The sequence below is a fragment of the Rhizobium sp. L43 genome (assembly GCF_002531725.1).
Classification (GTDB): Bacteria; Pseudomonadota; Alphaproteobacteria; order Rhizobiales; family Rhizobiaceae; genus Rhizobium.
On the sequence record NZ_NWSQ01000007.1, the window covers coordinates 250311 to 273978 of the forward strand.

The 23668-nt window shown below is 58.5% G+C and carries 12 protein-coding genes and 11 pseudogenes; 14 read left to right on the forward strand and 9 right to left on the reverse strand.

The window, feature by feature from the left end:
• Positions 1–31: 31 nt before the first annotated feature.
• Positions 32–934 (reverse strand): LysR family transcriptional regulator, encoded by a 903-nt coding sequence (locus tag CO667_RS11855; RefSeq protein WP_097618552.1) that lies wholly within the window; start codon positions 932–934, stop codon positions 32–34.
• A 457-nt stretch (positions 935–1391) separates the two neighbouring features.
• Here CO667_RS11855 and CO667_RS11865 point away from each other — a divergent pair, with 457 nt between their 5' ends.
• The 3 genes from CO667_RS11865 to CO667_RS11875 all read left to right on the forward strand — a co-directional run bounded on the left by CO667_RS11865 (position 1392) and on the right by CO667_RS11875 (position 8941).
• The gene (locus tag CO667_RS11865) at positions 1392–2141 is read left to right on the forward strand and encodes a sulfite exporter TauE/SafE family protein (protein WP_097618553.1); all 750 of its coding nucleotides are present in this window, start codon (positions 1392–1394) and stop codon (positions 2139–2141) included.
• A gap of 929 nt (positions 2142–3070) precedes the next feature.
• Positions 3071–6040 (forward strand): autotransporter outer membrane beta-barrel domain-containing protein, encoded by a 2970-nt coding sequence (locus tag CO667_RS11870; protein ID WP_245433124.1) that lies wholly within the window; start codon positions 3071–3073, stop codon positions 6038–6040.
• Positions 6041–7114: 1074 nt separating this feature from the next.
• Positions 7115–8941, forward strand: a complete 1827-nt coding sequence (locus tag CO667_RS11875) for an EAL domain-containing protein (RefSeq protein ID WP_097618573.1) — start codon at positions 7115–7117, stop codon at positions 8939–8941.
• On the opposite strand, the pseudogene CO667_RS35835 reads toward CO667_RS11875, so the two are convergent.
• Positions 8909–8992 (reverse strand): annotated as a pseudogene (locus CO667_RS35835) (hypothetical protein); the annotation flags it as partial. The gene CO667_RS11875 and the pseudogene CO667_RS35835 sit on opposite strands and share 33 nt — an antisense overlap.
• 342 nt (positions 8993–9334) lie before the next feature.
• Between CO667_RS35835 and gatC the strand changes: the two are divergent.
• Together gatC and CO667_RS11890 are read left to right on the forward strand one after the other, a co-directional pair.
• A pseudogene (gene gatC, locus CO667_RS35840) lies at positions 9335–9511 on the forward strand (Asp-tRNA(Asn)/Glu-tRNA(Gln) amidotransferase subunit GatC); the annotation flags it as partial.
• A 130-nt stretch (positions 9512–9641) separates the two neighbouring features.
• Positions 9642–10265 (forward strand): annotated as a pseudogene (locus CO667_RS11890) (IS66 family transposase zinc-finger binding domain-containing protein); the annotation flags it as partial.
• Between the two features lie 42 nt (positions 10266–10307).
• Here the strand turns inward: CO667_RS11890 and CO667_RS11895 are convergent.
• A pseudogene (locus tag CO667_RS11895) lies at positions 10308–11260 on the reverse strand (PAS domain S-box protein); the annotation flags it as partial.
• A gap of 316 nt (positions 11261–11576) precedes the next feature.
• Here CO667_RS11895 and CO667_RS11900 point away from each other — a divergent pair.
• Positions 11577–12365 carry an alpha/beta hydrolase gene (locus CO667_RS11900; protein WP_097618554.1) on the forward strand — a complete coding sequence of 263 codons (789 nt, stop codon included), beginning with the start codon at positions 11577–11579 and terminating at the stop codon, positions 12363–12365.
• Between the two features lie 31 nt (positions 12366–12396).
• A complete protein-coding gene (locus tag CO667_RS11905) occupies positions 12397–13563 on the forward strand; it encodes a PAS domain-containing sensor histidine kinase (protein ID WP_097618555.1) in 1167 nt (388 codons plus the stop codon).
• Positions 13564–13599: 36 nt separating this feature from the next.
• On the opposite strand, the pseudogene CO667_RS11910 reads toward CO667_RS11905, so the two are convergent.
• Positions 13600–13945, reverse strand: a pseudogene (locus CO667_RS11910) (IS6 family transposase); the annotation flags it as partial.
• Positions 13946–14152: 207 nt separating this feature from the next.
• On the opposite strand from CO667_RS11910, the gene CO667_RS11915 reads away from it, so the two are divergent.
• Positions 14153–16153, forward strand: a complete 2001-nt coding sequence (locus tag CO667_RS11915; RefSeq protein ID WP_097618556.1) for an AI-2E family transporter — start codon at positions 14153–14155, stop codon at positions 16151–16153.
• 170 nt (positions 16154–16323) lie between these two features.
• Here the strand turns inward: CO667_RS11915 and CO667_RS11920 are convergent, their stop codons facing one another.
• Positions 16324–17163: a crotonase/enoyl-CoA hydratase family protein gene (locus tag CO667_RS11920; protein WP_097618557.1), complete on the reverse strand. Its 840-nt coding sequence runs from the start codon at positions 17161–17163 to the stop codon at positions 16324–16326.
• An 86-nt stretch (positions 17164–17249) separates the two neighbouring features.
• On the opposite strand from CO667_RS11920, the gene CO667_RS11925 reads away from it, so the two are divergent.
• The 3 genes and pseudogenes from CO667_RS11925 to CO667_RS11935 all read left to right on the forward strand — a co-directional run.
• Positions 17250–17834 carry a TetR/AcrR family transcriptional regulator gene (locus CO667_RS11925; protein ID WP_245433125.1) on the forward strand — a complete coding sequence of 195 codons (585 nt, stop codon included), beginning with the start codon at positions 17250–17252 and terminating at the stop codon, positions 17832–17834.
• Between the two features lie 80 nt (positions 17835–17914).
• Positions 17915–18325 (forward strand): annotated as a pseudogene (locus CO667_RS11930) (integrase); the annotation flags it as partial.
• Positions 18324–18962: pseudogene (locus tag CO667_RS11935) on the forward strand (PAS domain-containing protein); the annotation flags it as partial. The pseudogenes CO667_RS11930 and CO667_RS11935, both read left to right, overlap by 2 nt.
• A gap of 336 nt (positions 18963–19298) precedes the next feature.
• On the opposite strand, the gene CO667_RS11940 reads toward CO667_RS11935, so the two are convergent.
• Positions 19299–20294, reverse strand: coding sequence for an AraC family transcriptional regulator (locus tag CO667_RS11940; protein WP_097618575.1), 996 nt, complete (start codon positions 20292–20294; stop codon positions 19299–19301).
• Between the two features lie 572 nt (positions 20295–20866).
• A pseudogene (locus CO667_RS35845) lies at positions 20867–21001 on the reverse strand (IS110 family transposase); the annotation flags it as partial.
• 120 nt (positions 21002–21121) lie between these two features.
• Here CO667_RS35845 and CO667_RS11950 point away from each other — a divergent pair.
• Positions 21122–21259 (forward strand): annotated as a pseudogene (locus CO667_RS11950) (helicase); the annotation flags it as partial.
• Between the two features lie 442 nt (positions 21260–21701).
• Here CO667_RS11950 and CO667_RS11955 read toward each other — a convergent pair.
• Positions 21702–22331, reverse strand: a complete 630-nt coding sequence (locus CO667_RS11955) for a septation protein IspZ (protein ID WP_097618559.1) — start codon at positions 22329–22331, stop codon at positions 21702–21704.
• A 280-nt stretch (positions 22332–22611) separates the two neighbouring features.
• Between CO667_RS11955 and CO667_RS11960 the strand changes: the two genes are divergently transcribed.
• On the forward strand, positions 22612–23025 hold the full coding sequence (locus CO667_RS11960; RefSeq protein ID WP_097618560.1) for a hypothetical protein: 414 nt from the start codon (positions 22612–22614) through the stop codon (positions 23023–23025).
• 95 nt (positions 23026–23120) lie between these two features.
• On the opposite strand, the pseudogene CO667_RS11965 reads toward CO667_RS11960, so the two are convergent.
• Positions 23121–23255, reverse strand: a pseudogene (locus CO667_RS11965) (transposase domain-containing protein); the annotation flags it as partial.
• Positions 23256–23379: 124 nt separating this feature from the next.
• Between CO667_RS11965 and CO667_RS11970 the strand changes: the two are divergent.
• Positions 23380–23668 (forward strand): annotated as a pseudogene (locus CO667_RS11970) (integrase); the annotation flags it as partial.

Consider the following 23668-nt stretch of genomic DNA (forward strand, 5'->3'; position numbering starts at 1 on the left):
CGAGGCGTCTTCACTGCGAGTTCAAAGTGACCTACAAGCCCCTCAGTTGGGAACATGTGTCAATGAACGCACGTAGCTTCGGCTGGTGTTGCTTTGTCTTGGTAAAGTATAGAAACAACCCGTCGCTTCCCGGCGAATAGTCGAGCAAGACGGGTTCAAGCTGCCCGTTCGCGAGTTCTCTTGATGCGTGGAAGGTTGATGAGTAGATCAGGCTCAAGCCTTGCGACGCAATTTTCCGCATAAGCTCCCCGTCGTTCACTGTAATGGGCCCGTTCGGCTCTATGCTGATATTTTGTCCATTTTCGATGAACTCCCACCGATAAATGTCGCCTTTCTCCGGCCGACGAAATCGGACACATTGGTGTTTGATAAGATCACTTGGTACCGTAGGACGGCCATTTTCTTTGAAATAGTCAGGTGAACCGAACACCGCCCATTTAAATGAAGGTGAAAGCCTCACCGCTATCATCTCCTTGGCGATATATGATCCGATCAGGATGCCGGCGTCATACCCGCTGGCAACAATGTCGCCGTGCAAATTGCTTACAGTAATATCGACTTTTACGTTTGGCCACGCTTTGCGGAAAGCCGGTAGAATCGGCTCTATGACATGGGGCAATGCGAGGCGCTCGACGATGAGTTTCAGGGTGCCGGACGGTTTGTTGGAAGACTGAACCGCATCCCCTAAACTCGTCTCGATCAGTTCCGCCGCAGGGGCTATTTTTGCGAGCAAAGCCTCCCCCGCCTCCGTCAACGCAATGCGGCGGGTGGTGCGGTAGAAGAGGGGGACTCCGAGACGCCGCTCGAGCTTCTGCAGCGCTTGGCTGATAGCACCCGGCGTCACTTCAAGCTCGAGCGCAGCCTTCCGAACGCTCTGCCGCTTTGCGACAGCCAGAAACTCGGACACACCATCGAATGTCTTTTCGCGACCCATTCGGTCCCTTTTCTCAGCGGCTCGTTCACGGGTCTCTCGAAAGGAAACACCAGTGACTTTTATCTAATGCCACGGCCACTAGCATTCAAATCTAAACAATATATCAGGCGACGCTCGCAGCAATGGCAACTTACGATGATCGCTCCCATACGGAGAAGCGGGCTTCCCTTGCTATTTCGTTGTCGCCGTCCGCAGCTCATCGCGATCAACCCGATCGCCGTCTTACTTTTCGACGAGCTTCTCGGCTGGCATCAGGCGGTTGGCGTACTCCTCGGGATAGCATCAATTACGCTCATGGTGATCGGATGAATGGCTCTCAGCTACGTTTCCTTGACTACGGCGGATGGCAGTCGTAGGGCGAACTCTTATGGACCCACAACGTCATGCGGCGATGTGACCGCGATATTGGACAAGAGGCTCGGCCGAAATCAGGCTTGGGTGCTAAGGCGACCTGAACATGTACGACATCATGCTTCTTTTCGTTGCTGGCTTGGTGGCAGGCAGCATGAATGCGCTGGCGGGCGGCGGGTCGTTCGTATCCCTGCCTGCGCTGATATCCGTCGGAGTACCGTCCGTAGCCGCAAACGCGACCAGCACCTTAGCCTTGTTCCCCGGCGGTATGACGAGCTCGTGGGTCTATCGTGACGGTGTTAAGAGTGTGTGCGGCGTCAACGTCGTGCCCATTGCTGTGGTGACAGTGGCGGGCGGTGTGGCCGGAAGCGTTTTATTACTTCTAACTCCATCCAAGATTTTCGATGGTATCCTGCCATGGCTTTTGCTCGTGGCGACATCGATGCTAGCTGCGGGTCCGAGGCTCAGTGCCCGGTTTCGGGCGCAGGCACGTCCGAGTATTCTGGCCTTCGGAACGGGTCAGTTCTTTCTCGGTCTTTATGGCGGCTATTTTGGCGGCGCAGTCGGTCTTATGATGCTCGCGACATGGAGCGCGCTCGGGGGCGGGGACATCAAGAGCCTGAATCCGACGAGAATGGTGATGGTAACTTCCGCAAACGCGGTCGCCGTAGTCGTCTTCGTACTGGCCGGGGCAATCGTATGGCAAGAGTGCATTTCCTTGACGATCGGAGCCGTTATCGGCGGGTGGATCGGAGCGCATGTCGGGCGTAAGCTGCCATCATCGGTCGTCCGGGTGCTAACCCTCGCTGTCGCCTTGTTGATGACCGCGGTGTTCTTTTCGCGAGCTTACCTTTGAGTGGAGGTCCGGGCCTCCACGGATCTGAGGTACTGAATGCCAAAGTCCGAATTGATTTGAGACGCTCTTTCTTCAGCGCTGAGGCGGCCATGTCCTTGAGCGTCATGGCCCATTTCAGAAAACATGCGTTCATGGGAGGGTGACGTCCGATCAGCCGAACTTCACGAGGTTCAGCGCGCCAGGAGCGGCCCACCGGGGAATTGGACGAGGCGTCCGCCGACCGAGACGGGACGATCGATGCTCTTTCGCCATCGCGGCGGTCGTCTATTGGAACTCGATCTATTTGGCCGACGCCGTGGTGCACCTGCGGTCACAACGCGAAATCGTCCGGGACGATCTCGACCCATATCTCACGGGCCGGATGCGAGCACGTCACGTTTTCCGGAGATTTCCTCCGGGATCGTGCCGCCAGAGCGACCAATCGGACCCACGTCAACTTGGCTGGAAAACAGCAGGCAGCGTGACGGTTTCATGCCCCATTCTGCCTTCGCGTGTTGAGCAAGGGCTGTTCCACCGAAGTTTTTGACCCGGTCTGATTGCGGGGGCAATGGAGTGACTTTCAAGCAACAACACGTTGAATTAAATCACGATAATCGCGACAACTTAAACTAAGCAGTGAGATTCTGATTTACGTTCGCGCTGTTTTCTGCCTTTTTCATAAAGCTCGATTCTTCGAGAAAGGCGTTGTTAACCAATATCTTAAGTGAGCGATGGCGTGGTGCAAGTAGCCAATGGCCTTTCTGATCACAGCATACAATTTCGCAGGAGGCGGGGTTCCTTAAGCGACGGCACCGCGTTCATTTACGCTTTGGGAGCTTTTCGAAAAAAACCTCGATACGGATGATCGGTCGACGCTCTTGTCGCGGGCTTCTGCCCGTCGTTGAGCAACCCGCCCCAATGCAATCAACACAGCAGGATCGAAAAAAGTCATGTCTTCGACGAAGATCGCCGTTGCCGAGCGCAAGAGAGCCAAGAGCCGTAGCGGCAATTTACACGCCGCGCTTTCTTCATCTGTAGCGCTGATCGTGCCGATGGCGATACTGACGTTCCTACCGCAAAGCGCTGACGCGGCCAATGAATGCGGCGCGCCGGTCGGCGGCGTGGTCACTTGCACCGGCAGCAGCTATCCGGCGCCGAACGGTATCCTCTACACGAACACGACCGGCCTGACCCTGACGCTCGACAATCCCAATCTGGTCGCTCAGCGAACGGGTGGGGGTAATGGCGGCGTCTTCGTCAGCGGTTCGGTGGGCAATACCAATGACATCGTCATCAATGCGCTTCGGTTCCAATCGGTCACCTCGGCGGTGCTGTTGACGAGCGGCATTGGCGCGTCGAATCAGGGAACCGCCGGCAACGCCATCCTCCGGATGGACACCGGCATCGCGACGGTGAATACGAACACCCTCGGCCAAGGCGTCCTTGCGAACATCACCAACGCTGCCAACGCCGGCAATGCCCTGGTCACCCTCAATGGCGGGCAGGTGATCAATAACGGCGCCGGCAATGGCGTGAACGCCCAGAATGCGGGCACGGGCAATGCCGGCGTCACGATGACCGGTGGATCGGTCAGCGTCACAAACCCCGCAATCCTAAACACTTCCCTGCTCCCTAACGCCGTCCTGCGCGCCCTGATCTCCAATACCGCCTCGTCCGGCTCAGCCAGCGTCAACATCAGCGGCGGAACGGTCGCGGCAGGATCGGGCAGGGCCGTCCTCAGCCAGTCGGAGCGGGGCAGCGCCGGCATCACCATGACGGCCGGTACGGTCGAGGTCCAAAGCGGCACCAGCCCGGCGCTGAGCGCGGTGGTCAACAACGCCGCCGGCACTGGCACGGCCAGCATCGCCATGAGCGGTGGCACCGTCACGAACAGCGGCAGCGGCGACGGCATATTCGCTAACAACAAGGGGACGGGGACTTACGACATCAGCGTCGCAGGCGGCACGGTGACCGGCGGTTCCGGCGCGGGAGCCGCCGTTCATGCAGCCGCTGCTTCGGGCGGCACCATCAACATCGGCTCGGGCGCCACCGTCAATGCCGGAGCCTCGGGCATCGCCCTCAGCCAGACCGGCGGCGCGGCCACGATCACCACCGCCGGCACCGTGAGCGGAAACGTCAACCTCAGCGCCGCCGGCAATACTCTTTCCATCGCGGGCGGCACCATCGCCGGCAACATCAGCGGCGGGGGCAATACGGCGCTGAGCTTTGATCTCGGCACCGGCAGCTTCACCTACGACTCCGCCTATGCGATCAGCGGCATGGGCAGCGTCGCGATGAATTCGGGGTCGGCCGAAATCGATGGCAGCCTCGCCACCAACACGCTTGCGGTCAACGGCGGCAGCCTGCTCCTCAACGGCACTGGCATGGCCTCGGGCGGCACCACCGTGTCGGGCGGCACTCTGATCGTCGGCGACGCCTCGCACGCCTCCGCCACGCTGACAGGATCGCTCGACGTGCTCGCTGGCGGCCGGTTGCAGGGCTTCGGCACCATCATCGGCGATGTCGGCAACGCCGGCATCATCGCCCCCGGCAATTCGATCGGCACGCTGACGGTGAGCGGCAACTATGCCGGCAATGGTGGCACGCTGGAGATTGAGACCGCACTGGGGGACGATGCCTCGGCCACCGACCGGCTGGTCGTTACCGGCAATACATCGGGCAGCACCAACGTCAAGGTGATCAACGTCGGCGGCGGCGGCGCGCAGACCGTCGAAGGCATTAAGATCGTCGATGTCGGCGGGACCTCCAACGGCACTTTTTCGCTCTTGGGCGACTACATCTTTCAGGGCGACCAGGCGGTGGTCGCCGGCGCCTATGCCTATCGGCTTTATAAGAACGGCGTCAGCACGCCCAGCGACGGCGACTGGTATCTTCGGTCGCATCTGATCAATGATTCGGGTACCGGCTCATCGCCGCTTTATGCACCGGGCGTGCCGCTCTACGAGGCCTATGCGGGTGTCCTGCAGAGCTTCAACCAGCTGGGCACTCTCCAGCAGCGCACCGGCAGCCGCTCCTGGACGGCCGGCGACTCGACCGTTAACGTCGACGAGAGCACGAGGGCGCAGGGCATATGGGGACGGATCGAGACTGCGCATAGCCATTTCGAGCCGGCAACATCGACGACCGGCGCCGATTACGACGCGAACGTCTGGAAGTTGGAAACGGGCGCGGACGGAGCGTTGGCCGAAAGCAAGGCCGGCGCCCTGATTGGCGGGTTCAGCGTTCACTATGGGACGGCTTCCGCAGATGTATCCTCTCTGTTCGGCACTGGCGACATCCACACCACCGGCTATGGCCTTGGCGGCACACTGACTTGGTACGGCAATAGCGGCCTCTACCTCGACGCTCAGGGGCAGCTGACTTGGTATGACAGCGATCTTCATTCCGACGACCTGAGCAGAACGCTGACAAAGGACAACGACGGCTTCGGCTATGCAGTGAGCATCGAAGCTGGACAGAAGATCGGTCTTGGCACCCATTGGTCGCTGACGCCGCAGGCCCAGCTTTCCTACTCGTCCGTGCGCTTCGACGACTTCACCGATCCTTATGGCGCCGCGGTGTCGCTCAGCGATAGCGACACGCTGATCGGTCGCCTTGGAATCTCCGCCGATTATGAGAACGAGTGGAAGGATGCCAGCGGTCGGGCGAGCCGCGCAAGCGTCTACGGGATTGCCAATCTCTACTATGATTTCCTCGACGGATCCGATGTCGACGTCTCGGGAACGCGGCTCGTCAGCGAAAACCGGGCGCTTTGGGGCGGAGTGGGCCTCGGTGGCTCCTACAGTTGGTCGAACGAGCGCTATTCTATCAACGGCGAAGCATTCGCGCGCACCAGTCTGCAGGACTTTGGCGACAGCTACTCGATTGGCGGAAAGGTCGGCTTCAATGTGAAGTGGTGACCGCGGAGACTCCTGTTAGATTGTGCCGCAAAGTCAAGGACTGAAAAACCATTCCACCTTTCTGCAATACACTGGGTCGCACACGCGTACATCGTTCGTTCTATTAGCATTGTTCAGCGGGAAACCAGCGCTCGTCCTCGAATAGCGTTCGGCGGTTGGGTGCAGATGTGGCAGTCGTCCCTATTGAGACCAGCAAAGGGAATCTGCATGCATAAAGAGCCAAATTACATTGTCGTCGGCTCGATCGTACTGGTGATCCTCGCCGCTGCTGTCTTTCTCGGACTTTATTATTCGAGCGTCTGGAGTCGCAGTTAGTCACCGCTTCTCGGTTTTGAGGGTCGTTTGGTGAGCATCCTTCTCGGGGCCGGCGGCCCGGTTGCGGGCCTTTGGTCCGAAAGCCGTCTGTAGTCGCTGCTATTCTTTATTGAGGAACGATGGAGATCGGGGCATCTGGCCCATTGGGCTGTCCCGACTGTGCCGGCGCATAGCTGGGTTGGCAATAAAGTAGCCAAAACATCGCCCGCAAGCAGAGATCCTGACGGTTCGGGTCGAGTCGCTGAGCCGGAGCGGCACCACTTTTACCTATCGCGTCCGTCAAAAACTTTACCAAAACTCGACAAAGGGTCGAATCGCGACCCTTTCTGAGTGTATACTGTTTCCAAATCACATCCTGCGTTGCATTGCGGGATGGGCAGATGGTCCGGCGAGTCGCCGTCATTCGATAAATGCAAGAGGAGCATTGCCTTGATTCAGTCCGCCAGAATTATTCGTTCCTCGCAACCTCTGATTATTCTCGCCGGCAGCTTTGAAGAGGTGGCGCCTGTCGCCGTCAGACTCCGAGAATTAGGATGGTCATGCGTTTGCTCGCCAGATTACCGGACCTTCGATCAACAGGCGCGATTGCTCAAGCCGGACCTCCTATTGCTGGATAGCGGCGTCTCCCACGCATTCCTGCGCGATGAAAAGCGTCGCAAGGAGATTGAAGGCGTTCCAGCGATACATCTGGTCCAGACAGCCGCCGACAGGCCGCCGGCATTCGCCGCCGGCGCGGTGGACTGTGTCGTCAAACCTATCCTGTTGGAAGAACTAGTCGCGCGTGTACAGGTCCGCATCGAGTTGCTCCGGACCCAGAAACAGCTTGACCAGTGCAACGAGCAATTCACCACCATACTGGAAAGTATAGGTCAGGGTGCCTGCTTGTTCGACGCTGACCAGCGGTTGGTACTGTCCAATCGCCGCTATGCCGAAGTATATGGCCTTGCCCCGGAGATGATCAGGCCTGGAATGACTTTGAGCGAAATAACCGAGCTTCGTTATTCCGTCGGCGCTTGCCCCGTCGTGGCGTCCGACGAATATCTGGCCTGGTGCGACTCGATCAATTCCCGTTCGTCGTCCCAGGACTGGTCGATGGAGCTGAAGTCGGGCAAAGTCATTCGCGTTCACCACGAAAGAACATCCGATGGCGGTTGGGTTTCTACGCACGAGGATATTACCGAGCACCGAACCGCCGAACGCCAAATAGTTCATTTAGCGCTGCATGATCCGCTAACCGATCTGCCCAACCGTGCCGCACTGAAGCCGAAACTCGACGCGATGCTTGAACAGCACCGCACGCAAGGATCGTCGTTTGCGGTGCTGTGCCTCGACCTAGATCGTTTCAAGGAGGTCAACGACGTATTCGGCCACAATGTCGGAGACTTGGTTTTAAGCCTGGCAGCCAAACGACTGAGCGAGGTCGCGCACGGTGCCTTCGTCGCACGCTTGGGCGGTGACGAGTTCATGGTCCTGGTTGAAGCTGATGCCAACTCCATAGCGCAGCTCGCCGACGTGATTATCTCCGCTCTGAGCGAGGACGCCGACATCGAGGGGGCCCGGATCCGAATGGGGACGAGCCTTGGCGTAGCAGTCTATCCAGCCGATGGGGACAGTGCCGCCGACCTCATGGGCAACGCTGACGCCGCTCTCTATCGCGCGAAAGCTGACGGACGAGGCGTCGCCCGGTTTTTCGAACCGCAAATGGATAAGTGGCTGCGAGAACGCAGAGCATTGCAGCGTGACCTGCAGGCTGCGATTTCGCAGCAACAATTGTCGGTCTTTTATCAACCACAGGCTAATATCGGCGGGGACGTCACTGGTTTCGAAGCCTTGCTGCGGTGGAATCATCCGAGCCAAGGCAATATCCCGCCGTCCGTCTTTATTCCGATTGCAGAGGAGAGCAGTCTGATGATCGAGATTGGCGCGTGGGTATTGCAGGAGGCCTGTCGTGAGGCGGCCTCATGGCCGCGAAAGCTTTTTATCGCCGTCAACCTCTCTCCGGTGCAATTTAAGCATGGCGATCTGACCGGGCTTGTAAGGTCAGTGCTGATTGAAACCGGACTCGAGCCCGAACGGTTGGAGCTCGAGATCACCGAAGGCGTGCTAATTGATGATCAAGAACGGGCCATTTCGACGTTGGGACACCTCAAAGCGCTGGGCGTACGCATCGCCATGGATGATTTCGGAACCGGTTATTCGTCGCTGTCCTATCTGCAGTCCTTTCCATTCGATAAGATCAAGATTGACCAGTCTTTTGTGCGCAACATCGGGCTTTCCCAATCTTCGGCGATCATACGAGCCGTGATCGGGCTTGGGCGCGGACTGGATCTGCCGATTATCGCCGAAGGCGTGGAGACAACGGATCAACTGGCGTTCTTGACCCGTGAGTCGTGCGATCAAGTGCAGGGCTACCTGGTGGGCCGCCCCCGCCCGATCTCCGACTACGGCAAGCATGTCGGGCGAGCGGACGAGCAGCCAGTATCCATTCCTCCCGATATGCCGCGCAATACGGTCGAAATCGAAACCCAGAAAGGCAGATCGAAAATTCTCTCGCTTGGCCAGGATCGTGCGCCAACTCAAACATGATTGGATGCCTTCAAGGCACAGCGTCTCGGGGTCCGCGGACTTCTCCGGCACGCCGCTCGACGGCGCGAGACCGCGGGATGCGTCAGCTGCTGGATCCGGGCAGCTGGAGTTTCCGGTGTCGTCATCGAGAGCGTGGCCGCTGCCAGCGTAGCTGACCGCGCCGGCCTTCGCGCCGGGGATATGGTCATTGAGCTCAACAGAATCCTGGTCACTTCGGTAGCCGAGTGCGCCGAGCCACCAACTCAAGGCTAGCCGCCCTTGAGCTGTTCCGTGACGGGGCTCGCTTTCTGTTGGTCATCACGTAATCCGGACACAGGGCCGCGACAGCCTGCAGTCAGTGTTAGCGGCAGAAGTCATAGATTGGCAAATCGTTGCAGCGACGGAAGCCATCAAATCGGACGCAGACTATGTCGAGATATCGCGACCGTTAGACGTATTGCCCGCCTAGCCCGCCTCGCACTCAGCGAAGACGAGGCTGAAAAAGTGTGCGGCGAGCTGAACGAAATTCTGACCTTTGTCGAGCAACTTTGGGACGTTGATGTCGAAGGTATCCCTCCGATGACCTCGGTTCAGGCCTCGACTGGCGTCGGGTCCGCTGCGTGGAGGCGAGAGCACCTGATGCTATCGAATAGATGCGGCACGATGACTCGGACGGCGGGTTCCTACGGCGAAGCGCGGCTGGGATTGATAGACTTCCACCATGTTGGACGCCGTCGACCTTCCCTGTGATGTTGCTGCCCTGAGGCGATGCTGATCGCGGCGCAAGCCCGTGAGGTTCGTAACGACGAGCGGATCGCAAGGCTGGAGAAGCTGGTCGCCGCTTTCGAGCAGGCCGCCTTCGGCCGCAAGTCCGAGAAGGTCAACCCCGAGCAATTCGATCTTGCGCTGGAAGACCTGGAAACGGCAATCGCGGCCGTCCATGCCGAAGATGCGGCCGATAGCCTTCCGGGCAAACCGCGCCCCAAACAACGCGCCGCTAATCGTGGCTCTCTTCCCGCCCATCTGCTCGTATCGAAGAGATCATCGAGCCGGAAAGGCTGACCTGCGCCTGCGGCGGAGGCCTGCATTGCATCGGCGAAGATGTATCCGAGCAGCTGACGTCATTCCCACGCAGTTCCGGGTCATCGTCACCCGTCGTCCCAAGTATGCCTGCCGCGCTTGCACCGACGGCGTTGCCCAGGCTCCAGCGCCTGCACGATTAATCCAGGCCGGGTTGCCGACAGAGGCGAGCATCGCTCATGTATTGGTGTCCTAGTACGCCGATCATTTGCCCCTGTATCGGCAGGCCCAGATCATGAGCCGCCAGGGTATCGATCTCGACCGTCGCAAGCGTGTTCTTCACGCGGTGATTGAGTTGGTCGATCAGGAGCTTCTGTCTGTTCTCCGCCTGCTTGCACTCCGTGATGTTCACCAGCATGTTGATCGCACCGATAAGCTTGCCGCCGGCGTCATGAAGAGGTGTGGGGTAGGGGATGAACGGGATGCGCGTGCCATCCGACCTTTCAGCAATGGCCTCCGCGCCGCGAACGGGCCGATTTTCCTTCAACGCGACCGCCATCGGACATTGGTCGTGGGGAAGCAGCGTGCCGTCAGTATCGTAAAGACGCCAGGTTCCATCTTTTGCACGCAGGCGTGCTGGATACCTATTCAGCTTTTCGCCGCAGGAAAGCTTGTGGAGGATGTCGCCGATGACGGGGCCGTCCACATGGAACTCAACGATATGGTGGCCGACATATTCCTCGGCCTTATACCCGAGAAGAGAGCAACTTCTGCCTTGTTCGCACGCTGGATAATGCCGTCGCCACCAACGATATGGAGACCGATCGCGCTATTCTCGAAGAAATCCTCAAGACCGGCGTTCTTCTGCTGGATCGTTTCTTCCAGCTCCTTATGCGCGGAGATGTCCTGAAAGCAGTTGATCGCGCCCTGGATACTGCCCTCATGGTCCTCAGAGCCCGGATATTGACGAGCGCCGTGAAGCGAGAGCCATCGGGGCGTGCCATGACGACTTCAGCATTGCGGGTCGAAGTGCCGGCAAAAACGGCGGTTGCCATAGGACAAACGTCATGGGCAAGCGGGGTGCCATCGGGGAGAAAGAGGGCATGCGATCCGCAGAAGCGGTGGCGTGCGTCGCCCACTGGAGGACTTTGCCCCCACAGCTCCGCTGCCTCGGAATTATAGCGGACGAGCCAGCCATCGCGGTCGCAAAGGTAAACCGCGCCCGGAATGGCATTCGAGAACAGTTGGGGCAGCTGCCGTGAGCGCCTCGAACTCGGTCAGCCGTCGCGGGGCATGAGGAAATTCTTCGATGTTGGACATGCAATATTATCCCCTCGGACCGTGAGTCCGGAACAAAGCGCCAGCCGCAGCCACACCAAATTCCGCTCCGCTGGGAGCGTAACCCCAACAAACGCTACAATCGAAAATGGTTCCACGCGCCACGAACAGGCGACCGCGTGCTTATTCCGGTGCTTTACATCATCATTATACCTTGGGGATTACCGACACACCACCGAGATTCGGCCAACGGGTTAAGGCACTCGACGGCTGCCGATAATGTTCCTATGTTCCACTGCGTGTGGTGGCAGGAAGCCCACGAGGAGCGGCTGGCGCTTGTACCGAAGTCGGAGGGATTATGTCTGTTATCGCACGAAACAATGTCACCGTGCGGGGCGAAGGACGGCGCGCCATGGTCTTTGCACACGGCTTCGGCTGCGACCAGAACATGTGGCGGCATGTCACCCCAGCCTTTGAACAGGACTATAGGGTCGTCCTCTTCGACCATGTCGGCTGCGGCAAGTCCGACCTCAGAGCCTATGACCATGCTAAATATTCCAGTCTTTCGGGCTACGCTGCCGATATCGTTGAGATAGGTCAGGCCCTGGATATCACAGGTGGTATATTCGTCGCACATTCCGTCAGCGCCATGATCGGCATTCTGGCCTCTATCAATGCGCCTGACCTGTTCGGCGAGCTTGTGCTAATCGGGCCATCACCCCGATACATCAACGACGAAGGGTATGAAGGCGGCTTCAGACGAGAACAGATCGAGGAATTGCTTGAATTCCTGGACGATAATCACATGGGATGGTCTGCCGCCATGGGCCCGGTGATCATGGGCAACCCTGATCGGCCCGAGCTCAGCGAAGAGCTTGTGAACAGTTTTTGCCGTACCGACCCGGATATTGCCAAGGCGTTTGCGCGCGTCACCTTTCTGTCCGACAATAGAGCGGACCTTCCACACTGCCAGGCACGGGCGCTTGTGATCCAAAGCAAGCAGGATGTCATCGCCCAGCAGGGGGTGGGGGAGTATGTGCGGGACCATCTGCCGAACGGGGAAATGATCGTGATCAACGCAACAGGGCATTGTCCGAACTTGAGCGCGCCTGCTCAGGTTATTTCCGCGATCAAAGCCTTTGTGTAAGGCTGGGCCTCAAGGAGGGCTGGAGGGCACCATGGAGGATCTGGACGACCTCTACGAGAATGCCCCGTGTGGCTACGTCTCCCTCGCAGCTGACGGCGTGATCGTAAAAGTCAATCGAACGCTTGCAGGATGGTTGGGTACGCAGAGTTTTGAGCTCCTCGGCAAGCGGTTTTACGATCTGCTGAACGTGCCAGGCAAGATTTTCTACGAGACACACTTTGCTCCTTTGTTGCGAATGCAGGGGTACTTCAATGAAGTCGCACTGGACCTCGTCGGTCCGGACGGGCGGAAGCTGCCTGTCCTGGCCAATGCGGCCGAACGCCGATCGAGCGACGGAGGTGTTCAGTTTACGCGCATAACCCTGTTTCAGGCGGCGGATCGACGGCGATACGAGCGCGACCTGGTGGACGCGAAGAACGCCGCCGACCGAGCCCGCCGAGAGCTCGAGGAACTGAACAGAACTCTGGAAGAGCGTATCGATGCAGGTATTGCCGAGCGGCTCCAGCTTGAGCAAGGGCTGCTTGCGGAAAAGGAGGTGGCTCGCTTAAGGGAGCAGTTTGTCGCGATCCTGGGCCATGATCTGCGCAATCCGCTCGCGTCGATTTCAGGAGGGCTCAACATTCTGTCGCGGGAACCTCAGACCGACAAGGCACGGCGCGTTCTGACGATGATGAGCCAAAGTACCGAGCGCATGTCCAGCCTGATCCGGGACATGCTCGACCTTGCGCGCTGCAGAGCTGGCCAAGGCATCGCTATCAATCCGAACCCGACCGACTTGCGGGCCGTGCTTGAGCAGGTTGTCCACGAATTACAGACCGCACATCCCGGCCGAGACATCCAGAGCTCGCTTGATATCGGGATCGAGGTACGTTGTGACGGCGGCCGGGTCGCTCAGCTGGTATCCAACCTGCTGGGTAACGCATTGGCGCATGGGGCCCCCGACCGGCCGGTGAAGGTCGTCGCGGTATCGGCCCTGAATGAAATCCTGATAACGGTTGCGAATGAGGGCAAACCGATCCCCAAGCACGTAAAGGACCACCTGTTCGAGCCCTTCTTCCGGGTCACAAGCTCTGCGGAGAAGCAGGGGCTTGGCCTTGGTCTGTTCATCTCATATGAGATTGCTCGAAGCCATGGCGGTAGGCTTGAGGTCCAGTCGGACGACAACCAGACCGAATTCCTGTTCCGGTTGCCGGTCTAACAGCGGCCGCAGAAGATATGCGCGACAAGGGCGGGAACGACTCGCCGCCTTGGCATTGCGCGTCGGAGACAGATAGAAATCCATCGTGTTGCCGAATTTGCCGACGGCTCGGTAAAGGTACGTCCATTGCCACCAACCTCCACATAGGTCTCATCGACCCGCCAGCTTGTTGACTGTGGCCGTCGCCAGTGCTAGCGCAGCCGCTTTTCAATCTCTGGCGCGTATTTCTGGACCTAGCGATAATTGTCGAATGATCGACAATCACGCCCGATTTGCCCATCATTTGTCCAGGATCGCGGTAGCTGACGCCATAGCGGCAATACCACCGCACGGTCCACAAAATCACATCACCCTGAAAATGGCGCTGCTTGAAATCGCTCATCAAAAATCTCGCTGAAAATCTTCGGCGCTCTTTCAAACATCAATGGGATTTTTGCAACAGAGCCCATTTGCAGGCAATCTCTTTGCCCGTGCGGTCACCTCCCGCACGCGATGCCGTAGAGGCCGTCAAGGGAGGTACGTCACAACCATTGCCGAGGCCACACTGCGCCCTAATTGAAAAGACTTGGCGAGAGCGACCGACACATCGATGTATTGGAGCAACGCCAAGATCACGGAGGCGGAATTGGAAAATGACCCCGGCCCCCGTCGCGTCTATTCGACCTCGCCATCCTCCCCTTCACGCATGCCTGCTTTTGCGAGTGTACTCGCTGTTATTGCTATTCTGTATTTCGGCAAGGAAGTACTTCTTCCTCTAGCAATCGCAGTCCTGTTGACGTTCGCATTGGCTCCCATCTCCTCTCGTCTTCGAAAGCTTGGCCTGCCCCGTATTCCGGCTGTAATATTCACTGTCGTGCTCGCTTTTCTTGTCCTCGTCCTGTTCGGGCTGGTCGTAGCGGGACACATTGCCGAAGTCGCCCAAAACCTTCCGGCCTACCAGGGCAACATCATAGCAAAAATTCGGTCTCTCCAGGAAAGTGGAACGGATAGCGGTATTGTGCGGCGCCTGACATCCGTCATTGAGAGCGTCGGTCGTGAGCTCAGCAACGCCGAGGAGCGCCCAGTTGCTCCAGGTACCGGATCAAGACCAAGGGAGCCCGTGCTTGTTGAAATATTCGCGCCTAGCAGACCAATTGAAACGCTTACTAGCCTGATTGGTCCTCTGCTTGGCCCCATCGCCTCATTGGGTTTGATCATCGTCGTCGTAATATTCATGCTGTTAGAGCGGGAAGAGCTTCGCGATCGGTTTATCCGGCTCGTTGGCTATGGCGATCTGCATCGCACAACAGAAGCCATCCAGGAGGCGGGAAGCCGCGTCGCGCGGTATCTTCTAATGCAGTTGGTGGTGAACTGCGCTTACGGCGTTCCATTGGCGCTCGGACTGTGGGCGGTTGGCATTCCAAATCCAGCGCTCTGGGGAATGCTGGCCATCGTCCTTCGATTTGTCCCCTATATCGGGCCTGTAATCGCGACAGTTCTGCCGCTGTTCCTGGCCTTTGCAGTTGACCCTGGCTGGAGCCTGGTTCTGTGGGTTGCGGCCATCTTCGTCGCGCTGGAATTGACCAGCAACAACGTCATCGAGCCTTGGCTCTATGGTTCTCGTACTGGACTCTCTCCGCTGGCAATCATCGTCGCGGCGATTTTTTGGGCATGGCTGTGGGGGCCAGTCGGTCTTGTTCTGTCCACGCCGCTGACCGTGTGTCTTGCAGTCCTGGGGCGGTATGTCCCGCAGTTTGAGTTTCTTGAGGTGGTTTTTGGTAGTGACCCGGTGCTCGATCCTAAGGAGCGGCTGTACCAGCGGCTTCTTGCCGGCGATCCCGACGAGGCGACCGATTACGCTGAGGAATTCCTAGAGCAGGATTATCTGGAAGATTACTACGGCAAGGTCGCCATTCCCGCCCTTCTACTCGCCGAGAAGGATAGGCGTCGAGGCGTGTTGACTGCGGAGCAGATGGAACAGGTGTTCGGGACCGCCATCACGCTGGTCTCGAACCTTGCGGAAATTGCGCAGGAAGAAGAACAAGAAGACGTCGAGGAAGAGGAAGAACCGAAGGAGAAGGAATCGGCAGGTCCGCCTAGCACCCCGCCCAAAGAAGGCAATGGAGATGAAAGCGAACTCCCTGACGGACGTGGCAAGACCGTCGTCTGCATCGGAGGCAGGGGTCCGCTCGACGACGCGTCGGCTGCGATGCTCGCCCAGGTTCTTCAGGTACAGGGAGCCGAGGTGGTCGCAGCGAGGCATTCTGACATTTCCAGTCGCCGCGCCATGAGCCTCGTTCCGAAACGATCGAACGCCATCGTGGTTTGCTTCCTCAACGAGGACTCGGCAAGGCACGCCCGCATACTTATTCGTCGGTTCAAGCGCATATACCCGGCCATTCGCGTCGGCGCGGTCCTTTGGGTCGAAAACGAGAAGGAAAGGCAACCGCCTGCGCTTCGGGAGGCGGATTTCGCTGCCACCACCTTGACCTCGGCTGCCCGCGAGGCACTCGCCGATGCACCAGCATCATTGGTGACGCCCGCGCGCAAGATTCGTACCAGGCGGTCCTCGAAAAAGACAGGCATAACCGCCGCGCGGTCCGAGCTTTAGCGGTCAACTCCTGGTGGCGTCCAGCGGCCGGTGAGAACAATGGAGCTCATCATAAGAATAGCACATTCGCCGGTGGAAGGCTCGCAGCCGTCACTCTTGAAAACGATCTCATCGTCCTCCGCAGTGACTAAGTCGCTGCCTTATTCTAGGCTGGCGATCTGTTCGGCTGGTTATCTCTCGGAATTCAGCCGCAATGCCTGCCGCGCTTCATCGTGCGACCAGGAGCCGCGATAGTTCGGCTTGCGACGTGCAATCCAGGCATCAAGCCCCTCTCGCAGATCAGCGGTCGGGGCCATACGGGCGAATTGTTCTCCCTCGATCAACAGCCCCTCCGCGATGCTCTGGTTGATACCGCGCGTCACCGCCGTCAGAATGCTCGCAGTTGCCAGCGATGAATGACGCAGGATGCGCCGTGCGAGTTCATGCGCCGCCAGCATCAGATCGTTATGCGGGACCACTTGGTTGACAAGGCCGAGTTCAAGGGCGCGCTGCGACGAGAACGTATCACCCGTCAACAGCACTTCGAGAGCGCGCTTGCGTCCAGCCAGCCTCGGCAAGCGCTGTGTTCCGCCAAAGGTCGGCGGCATTCCGAGATTGATCTCGGGTTTGGCAAACAGGGCGCGTTCGCTGGCAATGGCGAGCGGGACGGCCTCGGTGATCTCACAGCCCCCGCCAAAGGCAAGACCGTTGACGGCCGCAATGACAGGTTTGCGGAACGCTTCCAATCTCGCTGTCAATCGCTGCCCGCGCATGACGAAATCGCGCATGGCGACATCGGCGCCGCGCGCCACACTTTCGGAGAATTCGTGGATATCGCCGCCCGCCGAGAACGCTCGCTCGCCCGCGCCGGTCAGGATAAGCGCACGGATCGAGCCGTCAATTTCTATCGCATCGAGGATCGCGAGCAGACGGTCTATCAGGGCGTAGTTGAGCGCGTTGAGTTTTTCGGGACGGTTAAGAGTGAGGATGGTTACTCCATCGCGGCTCTCGATCAGAACAGTGTCGGCCATTCGGTTTCCTTTCCGGCATGCTGCACCCGGAGAGTATGTCGTTAGTCGACGCTTGTGTATATTCACTAGTCGGTATACATTGCTGCATGGCCTCACATACGATCCCGACACGCGAACGCATTATCTCGGCGGCAGCCAAGCTATTCTACAACGAGGGGATCAGAAGCGTCAGCGTCGATGCGGTGGCCGAAAAGGCGGGCGTCACGAAGCGCACCCTCTACTATCATTTCGCGAGTAAGGACGACCTCATAGGGGCTTATCTCGAAGCGCGCGACCCGCCCAATCTCGCCCTGTTCAAACGCTGGTTCGCGGAAACCGAGGGTAATCCGGCGGACAAGGTGCAAGGCATCTTTCGCAATCTCGCCTCATCGGCCCGTCATCCGAAATGGAAGGGCTGCGGCTTTCTACGCACCGCGGCGGAACTCGCTAACATGCCCGGCCATCCGGCAATGAAAATCGGGACTGCCCACAAGAAGAAAGTCGAGGACTGGCTGCGGGTCATGTTCGAGGCGGCAGGAATTGGGACAGGAGCGCCACAACTCGCCCGCCAGATCGTCCTCTTGCTGGATGGCTCGTTCGCCCTCGTTCTGTTGCATCGCGACCCGGCATACATCGAAGCCGCCGGGGACGCGGCCCGTTCGCTGATCCGTACCGCGAGTGCAGGGAAGTAGTCGGATTTTCTACGCCTCCCTCGGGGGCGAAAACCGGCATCACGCAGGATCGAGTGAACTTCCGCTCTTTGCTCGTTCCGATGGGCGAGTCGAACTGCAAAGTTCCACCGGTGCTGCCGATCGACCGCGACAAGCTCGCCGAGAGCCTCACCGACCAGGACGTCGCGACACTGCGCCATCTCGTCAACCAGGGCATGGGCGACAACACGCTCAGGGCGCTGACCTCCGACCTCGGCTACCTCGAAGCCCGGTGCCTGGCCGCGACCGAAAATCCACCGCCTGGCCGGCGCCGGAAGCCCTACTGTTGAAATTTGTCGCCCACCATCTCTGGGATCCGGCCCGGCGCGACCACTGATCCGGAGCATGGCATGCCTGATGAGATCGACCAGGTGTTGCGGACTGGCGGTTTTCTGAGAACGTCGGGACCGCATGCGCCGGCGACCGTCGGACGACGGCTCGCCACCTGGTCGACGCTGACCAGGTGGCGCGGTAATGGCCGTGGTCTCAATTCGTTCCGTCATGCGCGTCTCGCGCGGCATCGTCTCCCTTTCAAACGGCATGAATGCTTTGGCTGAGGGGCGAAAGAAGGTCGAAGCGCCGCGTTATACCGGCACGGAAACAGAGGTGGCGCGTCTGCTCCAAGCCTTCCGCGCGTTTCGGGAGAGCGTCGATCGCGTAACGCGGCTGAGACGCACGACGGAAGCAGCCGCCCGCACCATTCGCTCCACCTTCCGCAGCATGAACGAAGGCATTGCGCTGTTCGATCCGCGCGGCCAACCGATTAGCATGAACCGCCGCGTCATCGCGCTCCTCGGCTGGTCTGGTTTGGCCAGAAAACTGCCACTCCGCAGCTTCGTCATGCCGCTGCCCGAGATCGATCTGGCACCCCTGCCGGCCGAGAACGATCCTGGCCTGCTAGCGGACCGGTATGTGCTGCGCCACCGCACTGATGCCGGACGCGTGACGGAAGTGTCGATATCCCGGCAACCGGATGGCGGCATCGTGCTGCTGGCGCGCGACATCACCGAAATCGACCGGCAAGAAACCGAGGCAGCGAAGATCCAACGGCTGGATGCCATCATGCGCATGACCCACCAGGTTAGCCACGAGGTGGGCAACATGATCGGCACCGACGCGGAGGGAGGCGCGGGTCTTGGCCTCGCAGTGGCCTACGGCTTCGTACGCCAAAACCCGAGCCGCTCGCCTCAACCGCCGCCAGAATCCGAAGCTTGTCCTCGTCCCTCCAGACACAGCTGCGCTCGACGCCTGTTAGAATCTCAACCCGCCCCACAAGTTCACCCTTGGCTACGTCGCTAACTACGGACTTAGCGATGTAACTTCAAACTACTGGGCAAAATCTCACAGGCTGCTTCATCGGACGCTTACGATTGACGCCGGCCTTCCACTGCATCTGATAAGGCGTCGTCATGCGGCGACATCTTCCTGATCGCGTTCGGAACCTGCTTAGAGCGACACGCACCGTTTTTTGGTGTCCGAAGGGGTTTCGCCGTAACGCGTCCTGTAAACCGATGAAAACCGTCCGGTATGAAAGAAGCCCCACTTCAGGCAGATTTCCCGCACCGTTTGGCGGTTCGTTGGGTCCAGCAGATCCTCCCGTGCAGCCCGCAGACGAATGTTCCGTAGATAGCCCGACGGCGAAGCTTCCCTAAACGCGCGAAAGCCGGTTTCGAGGGCGCGAAGCGAAACACCGGCCGCGTTAGCGACCGCTGCCATTGTGATCGGCTGATCTATGTTGGCGCGCATGAAATCGATTGCGCGGCGGACATGTACCGGCGCAATCAGGAAGGGGCGTTTGTCGAGAAGGTGGGAGAGGCGATGCGGTACTGTCCGCACTACAAGGTCGGCTAACGCCTGCGCGAGGTGCGACCTGGCGATTGGAGAGTGTAGCAGCGGTCCGTCATTTCGCACGCCATCGATGATTGAGCGGGCCAGATTGGCTATCAGTTGACCGGCGGGAGAGACCAGATCCAGCATGGGAGATAGCGCCAGCGAACCGGTCTGCGGCGTTTCGAAAAGTGCCGAAAGGGTCTGAACAATCACGGCCCAGTCCAGCCGCAGTACATCCGACAAATGCGGATCGCCTCTGACAAGAAAGCGCTCCGCCTCATGATTGTTTACCAACAGCAGCTTGCCGGGCGTGCCTTCGATCGTATTGCGACCAAGCGCCACGTCGACCGCGCCGGTGCGCGGTACGATGAGCGACAGCCACTCTGATGTTTCGGATACTGCTTTTACGCTCCACCCGGTGAAATACTGACTGGTCACGAGAGTTAATGTGCGATCCGTCCAGAAATCGGCCTTCCAGTGAAAATCATGCACTCGGCCGACAGGAGAAGCATCGAACGGGCCGAAATTTCCTGCGAAAATTTCGGCCATCTGCTCAAAATTTGAGCCTTGAAAGCGCGGATTAAAATCGAATGATGTATTTTTTTGATGCATTGCAAAGTCGGTCGAATCCACTGGAGAACTACAAAACAACAGAATGAGGGGTGCGCCCCAGAATAGGTATGTCGCTGTTTGTAGCAAGTTCCGGGCCAAAGACGCATGAATCATGCATAGGGTGATCACGCTGCCAGTCGCCGGCGACGAACCGGACTGCCGCTCAGGGGCGGTGACTGTTCGGGTTTTTGTGCCGGAAAGATCAAGGATGCATGCCTGACCTCCAGGGAAGGCGGTCCAATCCCGCTCTCTGGTGATGGCTTCCTGGTCCGGCCCCCGGATCTTCCACCATCAACCCGCTTATTTGGAACGGCCCGCGGTGCAAGATGCATTTTCCGATTTCATCAGACGGGAACGGTGCGGTCATGTGTCCGGCCTTCTTGCGCGGCTTATGACCGCTGGCCTCGATGAGGTTCGCGAAGCAAGTGGCTTTATCAGGGGTGCGTGCTGTGATGCACGTCGCGGGTTTCGGCCTGGCCTGCTTCGGGGTGTTGTCCCGGTTAATTCATCGTCTTTTATGCACCTCGACCTGCCGGCCTCTGCCGGTCAGCTCTTCTGCGCGGTTTTGCTCATCACGTGGGAACGCGCTCCGCGGCTAATCTTATAGGACCCCGGTATGTTCCTCCTCGGACCAAGAGAGCCCAGATCATCCTCGCTGTCTTGTTAGCGAGGGCAACGGAAACGACCTTGTACGGCCGTCGTGCCATCGGAGGCACGCCTGCGTCATTTTCATCCCGAACGATCGCTGCCAACGGCTTTATGTTAGCGATCCCCGTTGTCGCGATGATGCCAAGCCCACCCATGTGAGCGCGCAAGGCATTGATCTAATGTCCAAGGATCTCACTCTTGCACAGAACCACGCCTTCCAGCTCGCCCGCACCCTTATCGTTCCGGCGACCCTTTTCAGGTCCGGCGACGAGTTCGGCGTTCTTCCGAGCGACGAACTCGAGACTATCGCCGAATTCGCTTTGCTCTTCGCCGGCCACCGGGAAGGGTCTCGGCAAACTGCGGGGAGAAAAGAAACGGACAAGAAGGGCGAATGCGAGAGCGCCGGAGGAGATGGTTAGCGAAAGGACATCTCATGAAAATGGAAGCATCGACGCAGGGAACATGGCGCCATTTTGGCGCGAACGCTTGCCCCGGCGGCCATCGGCGGACGAGTGCGAAGTCGCCGTCGTAGCAGATCGGCTTCCGGTCGGCTGATATGATCTGGCAGGAGACCTCTATGGCGCCGTATTTGGCTTTCCAGTTATAAAACGCCGCTCTAAGCGAAGCGCCCTGTATCCTCGACGATCTGCTTATGAACGACGCCGGCCGCCATATCCGCGAGCAGTCGCTGGTGCAGGCGGCTTCACCGATCACGTGTTTGCAGTGTTCTATAGCAAGCCACCAATGGCAACTTCCGCCCTAAGCTGACTTTGTCGCCGATTGCGACCGAACACGCCAGCCTGTCGAAATTAGCAGGTCTTCGCGCTCATCCGCCGGCATGGCTCTGATCCGGTGTCGCGCTGTCAGCCATATCGCCGCAAATCCGGCGATGGACAGTATCGCTTTGCTGGCGATTCCGAATATCGTCATCGTCAGAGCCCAGGTGGCGAAGTCTGTGCTTACCGCAAGGTATGCATTCAGAATGGCCGAAATGAACATAAGACCGGACCATGCAAAGCCCACATAAGTGGCGATATCAGATGCGGTAGCCTTGGCAATTGCGGGCAGGTAGCGATTCATCCAGCCGCGTCTCAGCATCACAATACAGATGATTGCGTAGATCGCGATTGGCTTGAACAGCACGAAGCGCGGGTCATCCGTCAACACGGTTGCCGTGCCAGACGCGATGACCAGAAAAAGGCTTAGCCATTCCATGACTTCGATTAGCTCTCGCCGGCGGAACTGCATCGCGATCTGAAGGAGGCCGAGCAACATTCCGAGGCAGGCGGATAGAGCGGCATTGTGCGTAAGGGAGAAAAGGAGAAGGAAGAGTAGGCTCGAAGCGAGATCGCTCAACAGCAATCTGACTGTTTGCAGAAAGGCTTTCATTTGGCGTGCGCCCGCTCCCGATGCAACGTAAGCGCTGTTGCAATCACACACGTTTTTTGACGCCCTTGGGCCGAGCTTGCTATTTGGCTGGAACTGACGCCGCAAACGGGGCCGTGACTTTCCACATCTCAGGATTTGGGTGAGCCTTTGCATCGAACGCAGAGCCGTCAGCTATATGCTCTGTCTTCATTCGAAGATAGTAGGCGTAAATGAACAGAGCATCTGTTGATTTGGGCGGCAAGGTACATATGGTGCTGCACCAGAATCGCGGAGAACGCCCATGTCTAGTGATATCCTAGCAATCGCATACAGAGAGCGGGAAAGGCTCCAAGCGGAACTGAACGCCACTCGGCAGAAGCTCCAGCAGGTGCAAAGACTTATTTCTGTTTACGAGGTTGGCGACTCCAACAACGCTAAGCCCGCTGCAAGCAGTTATCGCCAAGGCTCAAAGGCCGCGTTGGTTGATGAGATTGTGTCCAAGCACTTAGCGCAGACAAGGGTGAGAGCATCCTCCGGCGAACTTCTTCCGATTGTCCAAGATGCCGGGGTGACAATGACCGGCAAGATTCCGGCAAAGACACTCTCTGCTTTTCTGGCCACCTCTAAGCGATTTAACAACCTCAAGGGATTTGGATACGGCTTGACCGAATGGGGAGAGAGTCCACAAAAGCCAAGCCATGACCTTGAAGAATGATGGCAAGCGATGCGAGTTGTGGCGGGTTTAGGGCCGCTCACAGCGCCCTGATCTCCAGATGCTTTCCTCTGTCATGGCCCAACTCCATCTTCCTTTTATTGGCGTATTTTATCGGCCCGGTATGACCAGGGCAATAATTCGTCGATCTGACCGTTGGGATGGCCGTTGACGATCTTGGCGAGGACGTCGGTGAGATAGGCATGTGGCTCGACGTTGTTGAGTTTGGCAGTTTATGCCGACCGTCGAACTATGCCGATTAATCAACTTTTTGCCAACGTTTCCGGCATCATAGCGGGCAGCTAGTCGGCATAGTTTAGGGTCTCTCCGTCGCAGTTGACGCGAAGGAGAGGACACATGAACGCAACTGACTATTTGAATCGCAGCGCCCTATACCGGAAGCTGGTCTATGGTCCGCATCGGGAATTTGCGGGCGTTTACGCCGCCAAAATGTCGAACGAAGGTTTGGGTCAGCAATGCACGTGGCGCTCGCTGAGCCTGTTTCGGGATCTGATGGACTGGCATGTTGGCAATGGACATGCTCCGCAGGATTTGAGCGAGGTTCACGTCGACCGCTTTCTTGAGCATCGTTTCAAACACTGGAAGCCCGACTCGGGCGATCGATCGGCGCTCCGCCGCTTGCTTT